General features: G+C 61.4%; 15 protein-coding genes. 14 read left to right on the top strand and 1 reads right to left on the bottom strand.

Annotation, left to right across the window (positions count from 1 at the left end):
- Positions 1-168: 168 nt before the first annotated feature.
- On the top strand, positions 169-783 hold the full coding sequence (locus PH551_RS24900; RefSeq protein WP_285195427.1) for a GntR family transcriptional regulator: 615 nt from the start codon (positions 169-171) through the stop codon (positions 781-783).
- 49 nt (positions 784-832) lie between these two features.
- On the opposite strand, the gene PH551_RS24895 is transcribed toward PH551_RS24900, so the two are convergent.
- On the bottom strand, positions 833-1,645 hold the full coding sequence (locus tag PH551_RS24895) for a ferredoxin--NADP reductase (protein ID WP_285195426.1): 813 nt from the start codon (positions 1,643-1,645) through the stop codon (positions 833-835).
- A 344-nt stretch (positions 1,646-1,989) separates the two neighbouring features.
- On the opposite strand from PH551_RS24895, the gene pcsA reads away from it, so the two are divergent.
- The 13 genes from pcsA (at position 1,990) to glmS (ending at position 17,326) form a co-directional block, all read left to right on the top strand.
- A complete protein-coding gene (gene pcsA / locus PH551_RS24890; RefSeq protein WP_285195425.1) occupies positions 1,990-2,718 on the top strand; it encodes a phosphatidylcholine synthase in 729 nt (242 codons plus the stop codon).
- 12 nt (positions 2,719-2,730) lie between these two features.
- Positions 2,731-3,711, top strand: coding sequence for a quinone oxidoreductase family protein (locus PH551_RS24885; RefSeq protein ID WP_183703251.1), 981 nt, complete (start codon positions 2,731-2,733; stop codon positions 3,709-3,711).
- A gap of 39 nt (positions 3,712-3,750) precedes the next feature.
- Positions 3,751-5,319 carry an ABC transporter ATP-binding protein gene (locus tag PH551_RS24880; protein WP_285195424.1) on the top strand — a complete coding sequence of 523 codons (1,569 nt, stop codon included), beginning with the start codon at positions 3,751-3,753 and terminating at the stop codon, positions 5,317-5,319.
- Positions 5,309-6,394, top strand: a complete 1,086-nt coding sequence (locus PH551_RS24875; RefSeq protein ID WP_285195423.1) for an ABC transporter permease — start codon at positions 5,309-5,311, stop codon at positions 6,392-6,394. Before PH551_RS24880 ends, PH551_RS24875 begins: the two co-directional genes overlap by 11 nt.
- A complete protein-coding gene (locus tag PH551_RS24870) occupies positions 6,391-7,311 on the top strand; it encodes an ABC transporter permease (protein ID WP_285195422.1) in 921 nt (306 codons plus the stop codon). Before PH551_RS24875 ends, PH551_RS24870 begins: the two co-directional genes overlap by 4 nt.
- A 42-nt stretch (positions 7,312-7,353) precedes the next feature.
- Positions 7,354-8,430, top strand: a complete 1,077-nt coding sequence (locus tag PH551_RS24865) for a BMP family ABC transporter substrate-binding protein (RefSeq protein ID WP_285195421.1) — start codon at positions 7,354-7,356, stop codon at positions 8,428-8,430.
- A gap of 143 nt (positions 8,431-8,573) precedes the next feature.
- Positions 8,574-9,536 (top strand): galactofuranose ABC transporter, galactofuranose-binding protein YtfQ, encoded by a 963-nt coding sequence (ytfQ, locus tag PH551_RS24860; protein ID WP_085778145.1) that lies wholly within the window; start codon positions 8,574-8,576, stop codon positions 9,534-9,536.
- 119 nt (positions 9,537-9,655) lie between these two features.
- Complete coding sequence (ytfR, locus tag PH551_RS24855; RefSeq protein ID WP_285195420.1) at positions 9,656-11,179, top strand: galactofuranose ABC transporter, ATP-binding protein YtfR; 1,524 nt, start codon at positions 9,656-9,658, stop codon at positions 11,177-11,179.
- Positions 11,176-12,180: an ABC transporter permease gene (locus PH551_RS24850; protein ID WP_285195419.1), complete on the top strand. Its 1,005-nt coding sequence runs from the start codon at positions 11,176-11,178 to the stop codon at positions 12,178-12,180. The genes ytfR and PH551_RS24850 overlap by 4 nt, the downstream gene beginning before the upstream one ends.
- Positions 12,181-12,185: 5 nt before the next feature.
- Positions 12,186-13,154, top strand: a complete 969-nt coding sequence (yjfF, locus tag PH551_RS24845) for a galactofuranose ABC transporter, permease protein YjfF (RefSeq protein ID WP_285195418.1) — start codon at positions 12,186-12,188, stop codon at positions 13,152-13,154.
- A gap of 14 nt (positions 13,155-13,168) precedes the next feature.
- On the top strand, positions 13,169-13,945 hold the full coding sequence (locus PH551_RS24840; protein WP_285195417.1) for a FadR/GntR family transcriptional regulator: 777 nt from the start codon (positions 13,169-13,171) through the stop codon (positions 13,943-13,945).
- An 83-nt stretch (positions 13,946-14,028) separates the two neighbouring features.
- Complete coding sequence (gene glmU, locus PH551_RS24835) at positions 14,029-15,390, top strand: bifunctional UDP-N-acetylglucosamine diphosphorylase/glucosamine-1-phosphate N-acetyltransferase GlmU (RefSeq protein ID WP_285195416.1); 1,362 nt, start codon at positions 14,029-14,031, stop codon at positions 15,388-15,390.
- Between the two features lie 109 nt (positions 15,391-15,499).
- Positions 15,500-17,326: a glutamine--fructose-6-phosphate transaminase (isomerizing) gene (gene glmS, locus PH551_RS24830; RefSeq protein ID WP_285195415.1), complete on the top strand. Its 1,827-nt coding sequence runs from the start codon at positions 15,500-15,502 to the stop codon at positions 17,324-17,326.
- The last annotated feature ends 125 nt before the right edge of the window (positions 17,327-17,451 follow it).

The raw sequence follows: 17,451 nt of genomic DNA, 5'->3' as shown, positions 1-17,451 counted from the left end.
GTAGGAGCGCTCCGATAGACGCCTGCAAGAATGCAGCTTTCATGAATGACGATCGCGGTTCGGCCACGCGGCCTCCGCTTTGTCACTCTTTGGATGTTTGCGGCGCCTTGTCTTCGATTCTTCACCATGCCACAATGTGATATATCAGTATGAGGCGGGATTGTCGGCATGCAGACGTCACAGAGCCATCTTGCCTATCTCGCGCTGGAGCACCTGATCGTGACGCTGGCGCTGAAGCCCGGCGCACTCGTCACCGAAAAGCAGCTGATCGATATGGCAGGCCACGGGCGAACGCCGGTGCGCGAAGCGATCCAGAAGCTTGCTTGGCAGGGGCTGATTTTTGTGAAGCCGCGGGTCGGGCTGCAGGTTGTGGAGATCGCGCCGGAGGATCATGGCAATGTCATGCAGGTGCGCCGCGAGCTGGAGCCGATTGCGGCAAGCCTCGCTGCCGAGAATGCCACGGACGAACATCGCGAGCGCCTCGGCGATTGCGCCGACGCGATGGAGAAATGCGCCGCCACCGGCGATCTCGCCGGCTTCTTCGCCGCCGACAAGACCTTTGACGAGATCCTCGAGGATGCCTGTCCGAATGGCTTCATAACGGCCGCGCTCGGCCCCGTGCAGACGCATTCGCGTCGCCTCTGGTATTCCACCGCAAGCCCTGAGCGAATGGACCGCGCCATCGCGCTGCATGTAGCCGTCATTCGGCCCATCCAGCGGGGCAGACCGGATGAGGCGCATGCGGCAATGGCGGCACTGATCGACTATCTCGCCCGCAAATAAAAACGGCCCCGTCTCCGGAGCCGCTTGCAGTTTGATTTTCGAAAGAGTCTCAGCCGACGAAAGCGCGCTCGATGACGAATTCGGCGGGCTTGCTGTTGGCGCCTTCGTTGAGGCCGGCCTTTTCGAGCAGTTCCTTGGTGTCCTTGAGCATGGCCGAGGAGCCGCAGATCATGCCGCGGTCGATTGCCGGATCGAGCGGCGGCGCGCCGAGATCGGTAAACAGCTTGCCCGAAGAGATCAGGTCGGTGATGCGGCCGCGATATTCGAAATCCTCGCGCGTAACAGTCGCATAATGACGGAGCTTGTCGCCGACCACTTCCTTCAGCAGTTCGTCATTATGGATCTCATGCACGAGGTCGAAACCGTATTTCAGCTCGGCGACGTCGCGCGTCGTATGGGTGAGGATCACTTCCTCGAACTTTTCATAGGTCTCGGGATCGCGGATCAGGCTGGCAAAAGGCGCAACGCCGGTTCCCGTCGAAAACATGTAGAGGCGGCGGCCAGGCGTCAGCGCATCGAGCACCAGCGTGCCCGTCGGCTTCTTGCGCATCAGCACCTGGTCGCCCGGCTTGATCGCCTGAAGATGCGAGGTGAGCGGACCGTCCGGCACCTTGATGGAGAAGAACTCGAGTTCTTCGGCCCAGGCGGGGCTGGCGATCGAATAGGCGCGGAAGACCGGCTTGCCCTCGACCATAAGGCCGATCATCGCGAATTCGCCGGAACGGAAACGGAAGCCCTGCGGCCGGGTCATTGTGAAGCGGAAGAGCCGGTCGGTGTAATGCGTCACGCTGAGCACCGTCTCGGCATAGACGCCGGCGGGGATGGACGATGCGAAGTCTTCGGTCTTTGCAGGCGCGTTCATTGCGGTAGAGGATCCCGTTTCGTCGGATGAACTTATCGGATGCGAGGCAGATATTACATATCCGGCCGGAATTAAAGGCATTCCATTCCACGCAGCGCTCATGAAAGGAAATATGCGTGTCCCTGTCAGGATTCAATGGTTGGCGGGGAATGTCATATTTCCCGCTGGCGAAGCCCGCCAAAGGATGCATATTAGAGCGGCGCGCCGCAATTGGATGCTGATTTCGGCAAAAGCGGTGCGACAACAAAGACCTACGCCGTCGAGCCCGATTCAGGAACAGGGTTAGGTGATGATGGCGATAAAACACGCTTGCCAGGGCGAGCGCGACAGGCGGTCGGGGGGTTATGAAGATTTTCAATTACAAGCGTGTTCCTTACGCGGAAATGCGCGCCTTTTCCGTTCATATCCTGACGGCTTCCGGCTCCTTCCTCGCCTTCCTCGGCGTGGTCGCCGCCGCCGAGCACCGCTTCATCGCCATGTTCTGGTGGCTGGGTCTGGCTCTACTGGTCGATGGCATCGATGGGCCGATTGCCCGCAAGGTGCGTGTCAAGGAGGTGCTGCCGAACTGGTCGGGCGATACCCTCGACAATATCATCGATTACGTTACCTATGTGCTCCTGCCGGCCTTCGCGCTCTACCAGAGCGGCATGATCGGCGAGCCCTGGTCCTTCGCCGCCGCCGGCATGATCGTCGTCTCCAGTGCCATCTATTACGCAGACATGGGCATGAAGACCGACGAGTATTTCTTCTCCGGCTTTCCCGTCGTCTGGAACATGATCGTCTTCACCCTGTTCGTCATCGATGCCAGCGCGACGACCGCGCTCGCCGTCGTCACGATTTCGGTGGTGCTGACCTTCCTGCCGATCAATTTCCTCCATCCGGTCAGAGTGAAAAGACTGCGCCCGCTCAATCTCGGCGTCTTCCTGCTATGGTCGGCGCTCGGCGTCTATTCGCTGCTGATGCATTTCGAAACGCCGCAATGGGCGCTCATTCTCTTCATTGTGACCGGGCTCTATCTTTACGTCATCGGCGCGGTGCTGCAATTCTTCCCCGCCCTTGGACGCGAATCTTGAAGGACAGCCAAGATGACGAAAACGCAGGCGGTTTCATTTTCGAAGACGGGCGGACCTGATGTCTTCGACTTTGTCGAAGTCGATCTTCCCCAGCCCGCGGCCGGGGAGGTGCAGATCCGGCAGGCGGCGATCGGCCTCAACTTCATCGATGTCTACTTCCGCAACGGCTCCTATAAGGTACCGCACCTTCCCTTTGTCACCGGCAAGGAGGGCGCCGGCACCGTCACGGCAGTGGGCCCCGATGTTACCGATTTCAGACCGGGCGACCGGGTCGCCTATGCCAGCGCCGACGGCGCCTATAGCGCCGAGCGCAATATTGAGGCACGCCATCTGGTGCATGTGCCTGACGGCATCGAGCTCGAAACGGCAGCGGCGATGATGCTGAAGGGCATGACCGCCGAATATCTCCTGAACCGCACCTTCAAGGTCGGCCCTCAGACCGTCCTTCTGTTCCATGCCGCAGCCGGCGGAGTCGGTCTGATCGCGGGCCAGTGGGCGAAGGCGCTCGGCGCCACGGTCATCGGCACGGCTGGATCCAAGGAGAAGGTCGAGCTGGCACTCGCCCACGGCTACGACCATGTGATCAACTATAAGAGCGAGGATTTCGTCGGCCGCGTCCGCGAGATAACGGGCGGCAAGGGTGTCGATGTCGTCTATGATTCGATCGGTCGCGATACCTTTCCGCAGTCGCTCGATTGTCTGAAGACGCGCGGCCTTTTTGCCTCCTTCGGCCAATCTTCCGGGCCGATCGAGAATTTCACCCTCGCCATGCTGGCCCAGAAAGGGTCGCTCTTTGCGACGCGCCCGACGCTCTTCACCTATATCGCCACGCGTCAGGAATTGGACGATAGTGCAAAGGCGCTATTTGATGTTGTGCAAAGCAACAAAGTGCGTATCAATGTCAACCAAACCTATCCGCTGCGTGAGGTTGGGCAGGCTCACGCGGATCTGGAAGCAAGAAAAACGACAGGAACGACGCTGCTGATTCCATGAGATCCGAACGGACCGGTTGGCAGAAGAAATGAGGGGAACGTGTCTGCATTGAATGTGCCGGATCCCGGTGCGTTGTTATCCGTCCAGAAGCTGACGAAGTTCTTCGGTGGCTTTGCCGCCTGCAATGACATCGATCTCGACATAGCGCCGGGCGAGATTCATGCGCTTCTCGGCGAAAATGGCGCAGGCAAGTCCACGTTGGTCAAGATGCTGTTCGGTGTTCTCGAGCCGACGCACGGGCAGATCCTTTGGGAAGGCAGTCCCGTCGTCATCGCCTCGCCGGGCGAAGCCCGCAAGCACGGCATCGGCATGGTCTTCCAGCATTTCTCGCTGTTCGAGGCCCTCACGGTGGCCGAAAACATCGCGCTATCGCTCGATGACGCCATCCCGATCGACCGTATCGCCGAGGAGGCGAGGGCGCTGTCGGTCACCTACGGCCTGCCGCTCGATCCGCATGCCCATGTCGCCGATCTTTCCGTCGGCGAGCGCCAGCGCATCGAGATCGTCCGGGCGCTGCTGCAGAATCCGAAGCTGATCATTCTCGACGAACCGACCTCGGTGCTGACGCCGCAGGAGGCCGACAGGCTGTTCGAGACGCTGTTCAAGTTGCGCGCCGAGGGGCGCTCGGTTCTCTATATCAGCCACCGTCTGGAGGAGGTGCAGCGCATCTGCGATCGCGCCACCGTGCTGCGCCATGGCCGGGTGACCGGCGCCTGCGATCCCAGGCAGGAAACGCCGGCCTCGCTCGCCCGCATGATGGTCGGCAGCGAAGTGGCGACGGTCACCCATCCCGAGCGCAGCGACAGGGGCGAGGTGCAGCTCGCCGTTTCGAACCTGTCGGTTTCCCCGCGTACGCCCTTTGCCATGCCGCTGCGCGACGTCTCCATGACGGTGCGTGCGGGCGAAATCCTCGCGATTGCCGGGGTCGCAGGCAACGGCCAGAGCGAGTTGTTCGACGCGCTGTCGGGCGAGTATCCGGTTGCCTCAGCCGAAGCGATCATCATCCGCAAGAAGCCGGTGGGTACTCAGGGCATTACCGCGCGTCGCCTGCTTGGCGCCGGTTTCGTGCCGGAGGAGCGGCACGGGCACGCTGCCGTTTCCACCATGAAGCTGTCCGACAATCTGGTGCTGGCCCGCAGCCAGTCGGATCGCAAAGCCTTTCTGGGCGCGCTCGGCATCATCCGGCAGGGCGCGGTCAGGTCTGCGGCGCGGCGCATTTCCGAAGCGATGGATGTCCGTAAGAGCGGTGACGATCCCGCCGCCGGCTCGCTCTCCGGCGGCAATCTGCAGAAATTCATCGTCGGCCGCGAACTCGACCGCCAGCCGGCCGTGCTCGTCGTCAACCAGCCGACCTGGGGCGTCGATGCGGGGGCGGCAAGCCGCATCCGCCAGGCGCTCGTCGATCTTGCAAAGGCCGGCTCCGCCGTTGTCGTCATCAGCCAGGACCTCGACGAAATCTTCGAAGTGGCAACCGATATCGCCGTCATCTCCGAAGGGCGCCTTTCCCGGTCCTATCCGGCAGGCGAACTGACCCGCGAAAAGATCGGCCTGCTGATGGGCGGCCTGCATGAAGGCAGCTCGGCCGCGGAGACTGCCCATGCGCATTGAACTGGAAAAACGTCCCGACGTCTCGAAGCTCTTTGCTTTCGTCTCGCCGCTCCTGGCGCTTGCCCTGACGCTCGCCTTCGGCGCCATCATGTTCTCTACTCTCGGCAAGGATCCGGTCGAGGCGCTGGACGCCTTCTTCGTCGAGCCGCTGCTCGAGGTCTGGTCGCTGCACGAGCTGGCGATCAAGGCAGCACCGCTGATCCTGATCGCCGTCGGCCTTGCCGTCAGTTACCGCTCGAACAATTGGAACATCGGCGCCGAGGGGCAGTTCACCATCGGCGCCATCACCGGCTCCTATCTGCCGATCGTCTTCTACGACTGGCATTCGCCTCTCGTCCTGCCGTTGATGCTGCTGCTCGGCGCGCTCGGCGGCGCCCTTTTTGCCGCCATTCCGGCGCTGTTGAAGGCGCATTTCAACACGAATGAGATCCTGACGTCGCTGATGCTGGTCTATGTCGCCCAGCTTTTCCTCGACTGGCTGGTCCGGGGCGCCTGGCGCGATCCGAAGGGATTCAACTTTCCTGTTTCGCGCGATTTCGCGCCGGAGGCGGTGCTGCCGGCGATCTGGGAAGAATCGGGCCGCGCTCATTGGGCCTTCATCTTCGCCATCATCGCGGCGATCGGCGTCTGGTTCATGCTGCGCTTTACGTTGAAAGGTTTCGAGGTCGTCGTCCTCGGCCAGTCGGAGCGGGCAGGGCGTTTTGCCGGCTTCTCGTCGAAGAAGATGATCTGGTTTAGTTTCCTCTTCTCGGGCGCGCTTGCCGGCCTTGCCGGAATCTCTGAGGTCTCCGGTTCGATCGGCCACCTGCAGCCCGCCATCTCGCCGGGCTACGGCTTCACCGCTATCATCGTCGCCTTCCTGGGCCGGCTCAATCCGCTCGGCATCATCGCGTCTGGCCTGGTGCTGGCGCTGACCTATCTCGGCGGCGAAGCGGCGCAGCTGTCGCTTGGCGTCTCCGACAAGGTCACCCGCGTCTTCCAGGGCCTGCTGCTCTTCTTCGTGCTCTCCTGCGATACGCTGATCTACTACAAAATCCGCATCGTCTGGTCGCGGGTCAGGGGCGTGGGAGCATGAGCATCTTCGAAGCCATTCTTCTGACCGTTATCACTGCCTCGACGCCGCTCGTGATCGCCGCGCTCGGCGAACTGGTGACGGAGCGCTCCGGCGTTCTGAACCTCGGCGTCGAAGGCATGATGATTATGGGCGCAGTCGCCGCTTTTGCCGGCGCGCAGACGTCGGGCTCGCCCTATGTCGGGATTATCTGCGGCATAGCGGCGGGTGCGCTGTTCTCGCTGCTGTTCGCCTTCCTGACGCTGACGCTGGTGGCCAATCAGGTGGCGACGGGACTGGCGCTTACGCTTCTCGGCCTCGGCGCATCGGGCATGCTCGGCGAGCCCTATGTCAGCGTTCCCGGCATTCGCCTCGAAGAGATCGTCATTCCCGTCCTGTCGGATATTCCCGTCATCGGCCATGTTCTGTTCAGGCAGGATTTGATCTTCTACCTGTCGATTGCACTTGTGATCGGCGTCAGCTGGTTCCTGTTCCGCAGCCGGGCCGGGCTGAAACTGAGGGCGATCGGCGACAGTCATACGTCGGCCCATACCCTCGGCATCGGTGTCATCCGCACGCGTTACCTGGCGGTGATGTTCGGCGGCGCCTGCGCCGGTCTTGCCGGCGCGCAGCTCTCGCTCGTCTACACGCCGCAATGGGCGGAGAACATGTCGGCCGGCCGCGGCTGGATCACCCTGGCGCTTGTCGTTTTCGCCTCCTGGCGCCCATGGCGGGTTTTTGCCGGGGGATATCTCTTCGGCGCGGTCACCATCCTGCAGTTGCACGCGCAGGCCTTCGGTCTCGGAATTCCCGCGCAGTTCCTTTCGATGCTGCCCTATGCCGCGACTATTGTGGTTCTCATCATCATTTCCCATAATCGGCGCACGACGTTGATCAACACGCCCGCATCGCTTGGGAAGGCCTTCGTGCCGGAGCGATAGAGGACGGGTTTCCGCAATAACTTCAAACCAACAGGGGTAACCATGAAGAAGTTCGCATTTGCACTCGCCGCCTCGGCCGCCGCCCTGATCGGCATTTCCTCCGCCGCTCAGGCCGCGGAGAAGACGAAGGTCTGCTTCGTCTATGTCGGTTCGCACACCGATGGCGGCTATTCGCAGGCCCACGATCTCGGCCGCCAGCAGGTCCAGGCCGAATTCGGCGACAAGATCGAAACGCCTTATCTCGAAAACGTGCCGGAAGGTCCGGACGCCGAGCGCGCCATCGAACGTCTGGCCCGTTCCGGCTGCAAGCTGATCTTCACCACGTCCTTCGGCTTCATGGATGCGACGGTTAAGGTCGCCGCCAAATTCCCGAAGGTCAAGTTCGAGCATGGCACCGGCTACAAGACTGGCCCGAATCTCGCGACCTACAACTCGCGATTCTATGAAGGCCGCTACATCCTCGGCCAGATCGCCGCCAAGACTTCGAAGAATCACGGCGCCGCCTACATCGCTTCGTTCCCGATTCCCGAAGTGGTGATGGGCATCAACTCCTTCGAGCAGGGCGCTAGGTCGATTGATCCGAGCTTCAAGCTGAAGGTCATCTGGGTCAATACCTGGTTCGACCCCGGCAAGGAAGCCGATGCGGCCAAAGCGATGGTCGACCAGGGAGTCGACGTCTTGACGCAGCACACCGATACGACAGCGCCGATGCAGGTTGCCGAAGAACGCGGCATCCACGCCTTCGGTCAGGCGTCCGACATGATCGCAGCCGGCCCGAAGGCGCAACTGACGGCGATCGTCGACACCTGGGGCGCTTACTACTCCAAACGCGTTCACGCGCTCCTCGACGGCACCTGGAAGTCGGAACAGAGCTGGGACGGCCTGAAGGACGGCATTTTGAAGATGGCGCCCTACACCAACATGCCTGACGATGTGAAGAAGATGGCCGAGGAAACCGAAGCCAAGATCAAATCGGGCGAGTTGCATCCCTTCACCGGCCCGATCAACAAGCAGGACGGCACGCCGTGGCTGAAGGCGGGCGAGAAGGCAGATGACGCCACCCTGCTCGGCATGAACTTCTATGTCGAAGGTGTCGACGACAAGCTGCCGGCGCAATAATTTCCCCGGCTTTCTGCAACTTCCAAGGGCGTCCTGGCGGGCGCCCTTTTTTCTGCTGTAACGCTAAAAAAAGTGATTGCCAAAAGTAATACTATATGATTTTTTGACCCTGCGCCGCGAAGGAGCGGCATTGGGAGGATATCATGAAATTGAAGACTGCACTTTTGAGTGCCACGGTTCTGGCTGCTTGCATGTTCGGTTCGGCTTCGGCCGGCGGCTTGACGGTCGGCTTCTCGCAGATCGGCTCGGAATCGGGCTGGCGTGCGGCTGAAACCACTGTTACCAAAGAACAGGCCAAGAAGCGCGGCATCGATCTGAAGTTTGCCGACGCGCAGCAGAAGCAGGAAAATCAGATCAAGGCATTGCGCTCCTTCATTGCTCAGGGCGTTGATGCCATTCTGATCGCCCCGGTTGTCGAAACCGGCTGGGACGACGTTCTGAAGGAAGCCAAGGAAGCCAAGATCCCGGTCATCCTTCTCGACCGCACCATCAAGGCTCCGGACGATCTGTACCTGACGGCCGTGACCTCGGACCTCGTTCATGAAGGCAAGGTCGCAGGCGACTTCCTGGTGAAGACCGTCGGCGACAAGAAGTGCAATGTCGTCGAACTGCAGGGCACCACCGGTTCCTCGCCGGCGATCGCCCGCAAGAAGGGCTTCGAAGAAGCTCTTGCCGGCCACGACAACCTCAAGATCGTTCGCAGCCAGACCGGTGACTTCACCCGCACCAAGGGCAAGGAAGTCATGGAAAGCTTCCTGAAGGCCGAAAATGGCGGCAAGGACATCTGCGCGCTCTATGCCCACAACGACGACATGGCCGTCGGCGCCATCCAGGCGATCAAGGAAGCCGGCCTGAAGCCCGGCAAGGATATCCTTGTCGTCTCTATCGACGCCGTGCCGGATATTTTCAAGGCGATGTCGGAAGGCGAGTCCAACGCCACCGTCGAGCTGACGCCGAACATGGCTGGTCCTGCCTTCGACGCGCTCGAAGCCTATCTGAAGGACAAGAAGGCTCCGCCGAAGTGGATCCAGACCGAGTCCAAGCTCTACACGCCGGCCGACAATCCGATGAAGGTCTACGAAGAGAAGAAGGGTCAGGGCTACTGATTTGAACCTGCAACCGCACTGGCCCACAATGGGCCGGTGCGGAACTGCCGGTGCCGGATCGGGCGGCAGCCCGGTCTTGGCGCGGGCGCACGGCGCAATATCAGGACACAGCAGCCCTCATGGTTCACAATAACGAGAATATTCTCGCAGCCTCGGCTATATCCAAGTTTTTTCCCGGCGCCGTCGCCCTTGATAAGGTTGATTTCACGCTGCGCCGCGGGGAGGTTCATGCGCTTCTCGGCGAGAACGGCGCCGGAAAATCGACGCTGATCAAGTGCATCACCGGCGCCTATCATCGCGACGGCGGCAGCCTGATGCTCGACGGCCAGGAAATCAATCCGGCCAATACGCTCGCTGCCCAGAAACTCGGTATCGGGACCGTTTATCAGGAGGTCAACCTCCTCGCCAATCTAAGCGTCGCTGAAAACCTCTTTCTCGGACGCCAGCCGAGGCGTTTCGGCATGACCGACGTGCGTGCGATGAACCGCAAGGCGCGCGAACTGCTCGCCGGTTACGGCATCGATATTGACGTCACCGCCGAACTCGCCCGTTTCTCCGTCGCCGTCCAGCAGGTCGTCGCCATCGCCCGTGCCGTCGATCTCTCCGGCAAGGTGCTGATATTGGACGAGCCGACGGCAAGCCTGGACAACCAGGAAGTGGCGCTGCTCTTTCGCATCATCGAGGACCTGAAGAAGCGTGGCCTCGGCATTGTCTTCATCACCCATTTCCTCGAGCAGGTCTATGCGATCAGCGATCGCATCACCGTGCTGCGCAACGGCAAGCTCGTCGGCACCCGTGACGCCGCCGAGTTGCCGCGCCAGGGTCTGATCGCCATGATGCTCGGCCGCGAGCTTGCCCAGGCGGAAGAGGCGGTCGGGGAACGCAGCATCGCGGCGGGCGAGGTCCGGTACCGCTTTTCCGGCTACGGCAAACGCGGCAAGGTCAAGCCCTTCGATCTCGATGTGCGCGCCGGCGAGGTGGTCGGCGTGGCAGGGCTGCTTGGTTCCGGGCGCACCGAAACCGCCGAGCTGCTCTTCGGCGTCGAACATGCCGATAGCGGCAGTGCGACGATCGACGGCCGGCCCGTCACCCTTTCCAGCCCGCGCGCCGCAATCGAAAAAGGTTTCGGCTTCTGCCCGGAGGACCGCAAGACCGATGGCATCGTCGGCGACCTTTCGATCAGGGAAAATATCGCACTGGCGCTGCAGGCTCGCCGCGGCTGGACCCGGCCGCTGTCGCGCGCCGAGCAGAACGCGCTCGCCGACCGCTATATCAAAGCGCTCGATATCCGCACCACCGACCGTGAAAAGCCGATCCGGCTGCTCTCCGGCGGCAATCAGCAGAAGGCGATCCTCGCCCGCTGGCTGGCAACCAATCCCAAGTTTCTCATCCTCGACGAGCCAACCCGCGGCATCGATGTCGGCGCCCATGCGGAGATCATCCGGCTCATCGAACAGCTCTGCGCCGAAGGCATGTCATTGATTGTAATTTCCTCGGAACTTGAAGAGCTTGTCGCCTATAGTTCACGTGTCATCGTACTTCGCGACAGGCAGCATATCGCCGAATTGACGGGCGAGCGCATCACCGCAGCCGGTATCGTCGATGCCATCGCCGCCGCCGAGCACAAGAAGGAGGATGCATGAAATCCTCTCGCAATGGGCTGGCCTATCGCCTGGCGCCGCAACTGATCGCACTCGTAGTCATTCTTCTGTTGAATTTCATAACGTCGCCGCAGTTTTTTAATGTCGTTGTTCAAAATGGACGCCTCTATGGCAGCCTGATCGACGTGCTCAATCGCGGCGCGCCGGTGGCCTTGTTGGCGATCGGCATGACGCTGGTGATTGCTACCAAGGGCATCGACCTGTCGGTCGGCGCGGTCATCGCCATCTGCGGCGCCGTTGCAGCCTCGTCGATTGTGTCTGGAAATTCAGTGACCTACACGATTTTTCTGACATTGGCGATCGGGCTTGCCTGCGGCGTCTGGAACGGTTTTCTGGTGGCGATCCTCAACATCCAGCCGATCATTGCCACGCTGGTGCTGATGGTCGCCGGCCGCGGCATTGCCCAGCTCATTACCGAGGGCGCGATCCTGACGTTCAACGATGACGGCCTGATCTTCTTTGGCAGCGGCTCCATGGCGCTCCTGCCGATGCCCGTTGTCATCTGGCTGCTCGTCGGTCTTCTCGTCATCCTGCTCGTTCGCCGCACGGCGCTCGGCATGCTGCTCGAGGCTGTCGGCATCAACCGGCGCGCCAGCACGCTTTCCGGCATTCAAACACCGGTGTTGCTGATGGCGGTCTATATGCTGAGCGGGCTTTGCGCCTCAATCGCGGGAATTATTGTCGCGGCCGACATCAAGGGCGCCGACGCTAACAATGCAGGTCTCTGGCTGGAGCTTGATGCCATCCTCGCCGTCGTCGTCGGCGGCAACTCGCTGCTCGGCGGAAGATTCAGCATTGTCGGCTCGCTGATCGGCGCAATGATCATCCAGGCGGTCAACACCGGCATTCTGTCCTCCGGATTTCCGCCGGAGTTCAACCTGATCATCAAGGCGGTCATTATCATCGTGATCCTCGTCATTCAGTCTCCGGCGGTGCAATCGCTCGCCATCTTCGCCAGCCACCGGCAGGGCGGAAGGGAGTAGCCGAAATGAACTCCAAATATCTGCCGCTGTTTGCGACCATCGTCATCTTCGTGCTCGCTTATGCCGGCTGCACGCTGCAATATCCGAACATGCTGTCGACGCGCGTCATCGGCAATCTTCTGACCGACAATGCCTTCCTCGGCATTGCCGCCGTCGGCATGACCTTCGTCATCATCTCCGGTGGCATCGATCTGTCGATCGGTTCGGTCATCGCCTTCACCGGCGTCTTCCTCGCGGTGATCCTGCAGAACACCTCGATCCATCCGCTGCTTGCCTTTGCGCTGGTCCTCGTCATCACCACCGCCTTCGGCGCCATCATGGGTGCCATCATCCACTATCTCGAAATGCCGGCCTTCATCGTCACGCTTGCCGGCATGTTCCTGGCGCGCGGTATCGCCTTCGTGCTGTCGATCGACAGTATTCCGATCAACCACGACTATTATTCCACGCTGACGAGCCTCTATTGGCGGCTGCCCGGCGGTGGCCGGCTGACGCTGATCGGCGCTGTCATGCTTCTGGTCTTTGCCGCCGGCATCTTCATTGCCCACCGCACCCGCTTCGGTACCAACGTCTATGCGCTCGGCGGCGGGCCGCAGACGGCGCGGTTGATGGGCGTGCCGGTCGGCCGCACGACGATCCAGATCTACGCACTGTCGGGTTTTCTCGCTGGTCTATCCGGAATCGTTTTTTCGCTGTACACCTCTGCAGGATATTCTCTTGCGGCAGTCGGCGTCGAACTTGACGCCATCGCTGCGGTGGTCATTGGGGGGACGCTGCTGACCGGAGGAGCGGGCTTCGTGGCGGGAACCTTGATCGGGATTCTGATCCAGGGACTCATTCAGACCTACATCACCTTCGACGGCACGCTGTCGAGCTGGTGGACGAAGATTCTGATTGGCCTGCTGCTATTTGCATTTATTCTGATGCAGAAGGCGATCCTGTTCCTTTCCAGCCTGAACAAGAGGTATGCCTGAGGGGGGCGGGTCCTTTGCGCAACAAATTCATCGAGGCACGCAAGACAGGGCGCCGAACCCGGACGAGCCATGCACAGGTGGTCGACGAGCTCGGTAAGGCAATCGTCGCCGGCACCTATCCGGTCGGCTCGATCCTGCCCGGCGATACCGAACTGGCTCAACGCTTCAAGGTGTCGCGCACCGTCTTGCGTGAAACGATGAAGACGCTCGCAGCCAAGGGCATGGTTGTCGCCAAGGCGCGGGTTGGCACGCGCGTGACCGAGAAAACCCTCTGGAACATGTTCGACAGCGAAATCATCGCCTGGCACTTCGATAATGGCGTGACGGAAGAATTCCTGCTGCATCTTTACGATATCCGCCTTGCCGTCGAACCCTTCGCCGCAGGTCTCGTCGCCGAGCGCGCCAGCACCGAGGAAATCGAGATGCTTCGCGAACTGGCGCAGGAAATGGCGGCCAGCGGGCATACGGCCGACAGCCTGGCGCTCGCCGACCTGCGCTTTCACCTGGCGATAGCCGAAGCCTCGCACAATCCTTTCATGCGCACCCTCGGCAGCCTCATCGAAGCGGCCCTGGTCGGCATGTTCCGCATCAGCACGCCGCCCTCCGAAAACGGGTTCGCCAATATCGCCGATACCCACATGCGCATCGTCGATGCCATCGTTTCGGGCGACAGTGCCGCGGCTCGGCGTGCGATGGAGGTCGTGATCGTGGATGGCCGCGATCACGTGCACGAGGCCTTCGCGGCCCACGGCTCTCCTGTTGTCCTGGGGCCGATTTCACCCGCAATCTAACCCTGAAATGGATTTCCGATTTCGGGAATTATGCAGTATGAGGCAGAAAAGCCGCCTCATCACGCGGATTCGCGGAGCAGATCATGGAACGTACTTGTCTTGCCGTCATCCTTGCCGCCGGTGACAGCACGCGGATGAAATCTTCGAAATCGAAAGTGCTGCATCCGGTCGCCGGCCGTCCGATGATCGCCCATGTGGTGGAGGCGGTCGCCTCCGCCGGCATTTCCTCCGTCGCCCTCGTCGTCGGCCGCAATGCCGAGGAGGTGGCAAAGGCCGCAAGCATAGACGGTGTCGGCATCCAAGCCTGTCTACAGAAGGAACGCCTCGGCACTGGCCATGCGGTGCTGGCGGCGCGCGAGGCCATCGCCAGAGGCTATGACGACATCCTCGTTACCTATGGCGACGTGCCGCTCCAGACCGACGGGCCGCTCAAGGCCGCCCGCCAGGGACTCGCCGACGGCAGCGACATCGTCGTCATCGGTTTTCATACCGACCGGCCGACCGGCTATGGCCGCCTGCTCGTCAAGGACGGCGAACTCATCGCCATCCGCGAGGAGAAGGACGCGACCGACGCCGAGCGGGCTGTGACCTGGTGCAACAGCGGATTGATGGCGATCAACGGCCGCAAGGCGCTCGATCTTCTCTCGCGCATCGGTAATGCCAATGCCAAGGGCGAATTCTATCTGACCGATCTCGTCGAGATCGCCCGTTCGCTCGGTGGCCGCGTCACCGCGGTCGACGCCCCCGAAATCGAGATGACCGGCTGCAACAACCGCGCCGAACTCGCCGTCATCGAACGCTTTTGGCAGGAGCGTCGCCGCCGCGAGATGATGCTCGCGGGCGTGACGATGATCGCGCCGGAAACGGTGTTCCTCTCCTACGACACCATCATCGCCCAAGACGCGCTGATTGAGCCGAACGTGGTCTTCGGACCCGGAGCCGTAATCGACAGCGGCGCCATCATCCACTCCTTCTCGCATATCGAGGGCGCCCATGTCAGCGAAGGCGCGACCGTCGGCCCCTTTGCGCGGCTGCGGCCGGGTGCCGATCTCGCCAACGGTTCGAAGGTCGGCAATTTCTGCGAGGTCAAGAACGGCCGGATCGGCGAGGGCGCCAAGGTCAACCATCTGACTTATATCGGCGATGCCGTGGTCGGTGCCGGCAGCAACATCGGTGCGGGCACGATCACCTGCAATTATGACGGGGTCAACAAGAGCGAAACGGTGATCGGGCAAAACGCCTTCATCGGCTCCAATTCCTCGCTGGTCGCGCCGGTTACGATCGGTGACGGCGCCTATATCGCCTCCGGCAGCGTCATCACCGCCAACGTGCCGGCCGATGCGCTGGCGCTCGGACGCGCCCGCCAGGAGATCAAGCCCGGCCGCGCGACGCTGTTGCGCGAGCGTGCGCTTGCCATAAAGGCGGCGAAGAAGGCCAAGGTTTAAGCCCGCTTTGCGTAACCGGCGGAAATTCAAAGTGACCGCGGAGCCGATTGAGAAATAAGCGGAAATCTTTAGGACTGGCCTCAATATTGAAGCCTTATGGGGATATTGCATGTGCGGAATTGTGGGGATCGTCGGAACTCAGCCTGTCGCCGGGCGCCTGGTCGATGCGCTGAAGCGCCTGGAATATCGCGGTTATGATTCTGCCGGTGTCGCCACCATCCACGAGGGTGCGATGGATCGCCGCCGCGCCGAGGGCAAGCTCTTCAATCTGGAAAAGCGCCTCGACGCCGAACCGTTGCCTGGTGCGGTCGGTATTGCCCATACGCGCTGGGCAACCCACGGCGTGCCCAACGAGACCAATGCCCATCCGCATTTCGTTGAAGGCGTGGCTGTCGTTCATAACGGCATCATCGAAAATTTCTCCGAGCTTCGCGATGAACTGACCGAAGCGGGCGCGGTCTTCGACACTCAGACCGATACCGAAGTCGTTGCCCAGCTGATGGCGAAATATCTGCGCGAGGGGCTCGAGCCGCGCGCCGCCATGTTGAAGATGCTGAACCGGGTGACCGGCGCCTATGCGCTGGCCGTCATGCTCAAGGCCGATCCCGGCACGATCATGGCCGCCCGCTCAGGCCCGCCGCTTGCCGTCGGCTACGGCCGTGGCGAGATGTTCCTGGGGTCGGATGCGATTGCGCTTTCGCCCTTCACCAACGAGATCACCTATCTGGCCGACGGCGATTGCGCCCTCATCACGCGCGACGGCGTCGCCGTGCTCGATTTTGCCGGAAAGCCGGTCAAACGGGCCCGCCAGATCTCGCAGGCGACCGCCTATGTTGTCGACAAGGGCAATCATCGCCATTTCATGGAAAAGGAAATCTACGAGCAGCCGGAGGTGATCTCCCACGCGCTCAGCCACTATGTGGATTTCGCCGAGAACACGATCGGCGCCAATGCCGCGGCGATCGATTTCAAGGCGGCAAGCAGCCTTGCGATTTCGGCCTGCGGCACCGCCTATCTCGCTGGCCTTGTCGGCAAATACTGGTTCGAGCGTTATGCCCGTCTGCCTGTTGAGATCGACGTCGCCTCCGAATTCCGCTACCGCGAAATGCCGCTCTCACCATCGCAGGCCGCACTCTTCATCTCCCAGTCGGGCGAGACCGCCGATACGCTGGCATCGCTGCGTTATTGCCGCGACAACGGCTTGAAGATCGGCGCTGTCGTCAATGTGCGCGAATCGACGATCGCCCGCGAATCCGACGCCGTCTTCCCGATCATGGCCGGTCCCGAAATCGGCGTCGCCTCAACCAAGGCCTTCACCTGCCAGCTCGCCGTGCTGGCGTCACTGGCGATCGGCGCCGGCAAGGCGCGCGGCACGGTGAGTGCTGAGGAGGAGAGGGGGCTGGTGCGCCATCTCGCCGAAATGCCGCGGATCATGAGCCGGGTGCTGAACCTGATCCAGCCGCAGATGGAAAGCCTGTCGCGTGAACTGTCGAAATGCAGGGACGTGCTCTATCTCGGCCGCGGCACCAGCTTCCCGCTCGCCATGGAAGGCGCGCTGAAGCTCAAGGAAATTTCCTATATCCACGCCGAAGGCTATGCCGCCGGTGAGTTGAAGCACGGGCCGATCGCGCTGATCGACGAGAACATGCCGGTCATCGTCATTGCCCCTTACGACCGCTTCTTCGAAAAGACCGTTTCGAACATGCAGGAGGTCGCAGCCCGCGGCGGCCGCATCATTTTCATCACCGATGACGCGGGTGCGGCGGCCTCGAAACTGCCGACCATGGCAACGATTACCCTGCCTGTCGTCGACGAAATCATCGCGCCGATGATCTTTTCGCTGCCGATCCAGCTGCTCGCCTATCACACTGCCGTTTTCATGGGCACCGACGTCGATCAGCCGCGCAACCTGGCGAAATCAGTAACAGTGGAATAAGCCTGCAAGGCCGCTGTCTTCGCTGCGAAACATATTGTGCGCACCCTCGAATTCTGGCAATTTTGGTGTGCGGACAAGGGGGAAAGGCCGGCGTTCCGGCCTGTCCACGACTGAGATGGAGCTCA

Source organism: Rhizobium atlanticum, from assembly GCF_030182485.1.
In the GTDB taxonomy this organism is placed as follows: Bacteria; Pseudomonadota; Alphaproteobacteria; order Rhizobiales; family Rhizobiaceae; genus Rhizobium.
This window is presented reverse-complemented; position numbering and strand designations above follow the sequence as displayed.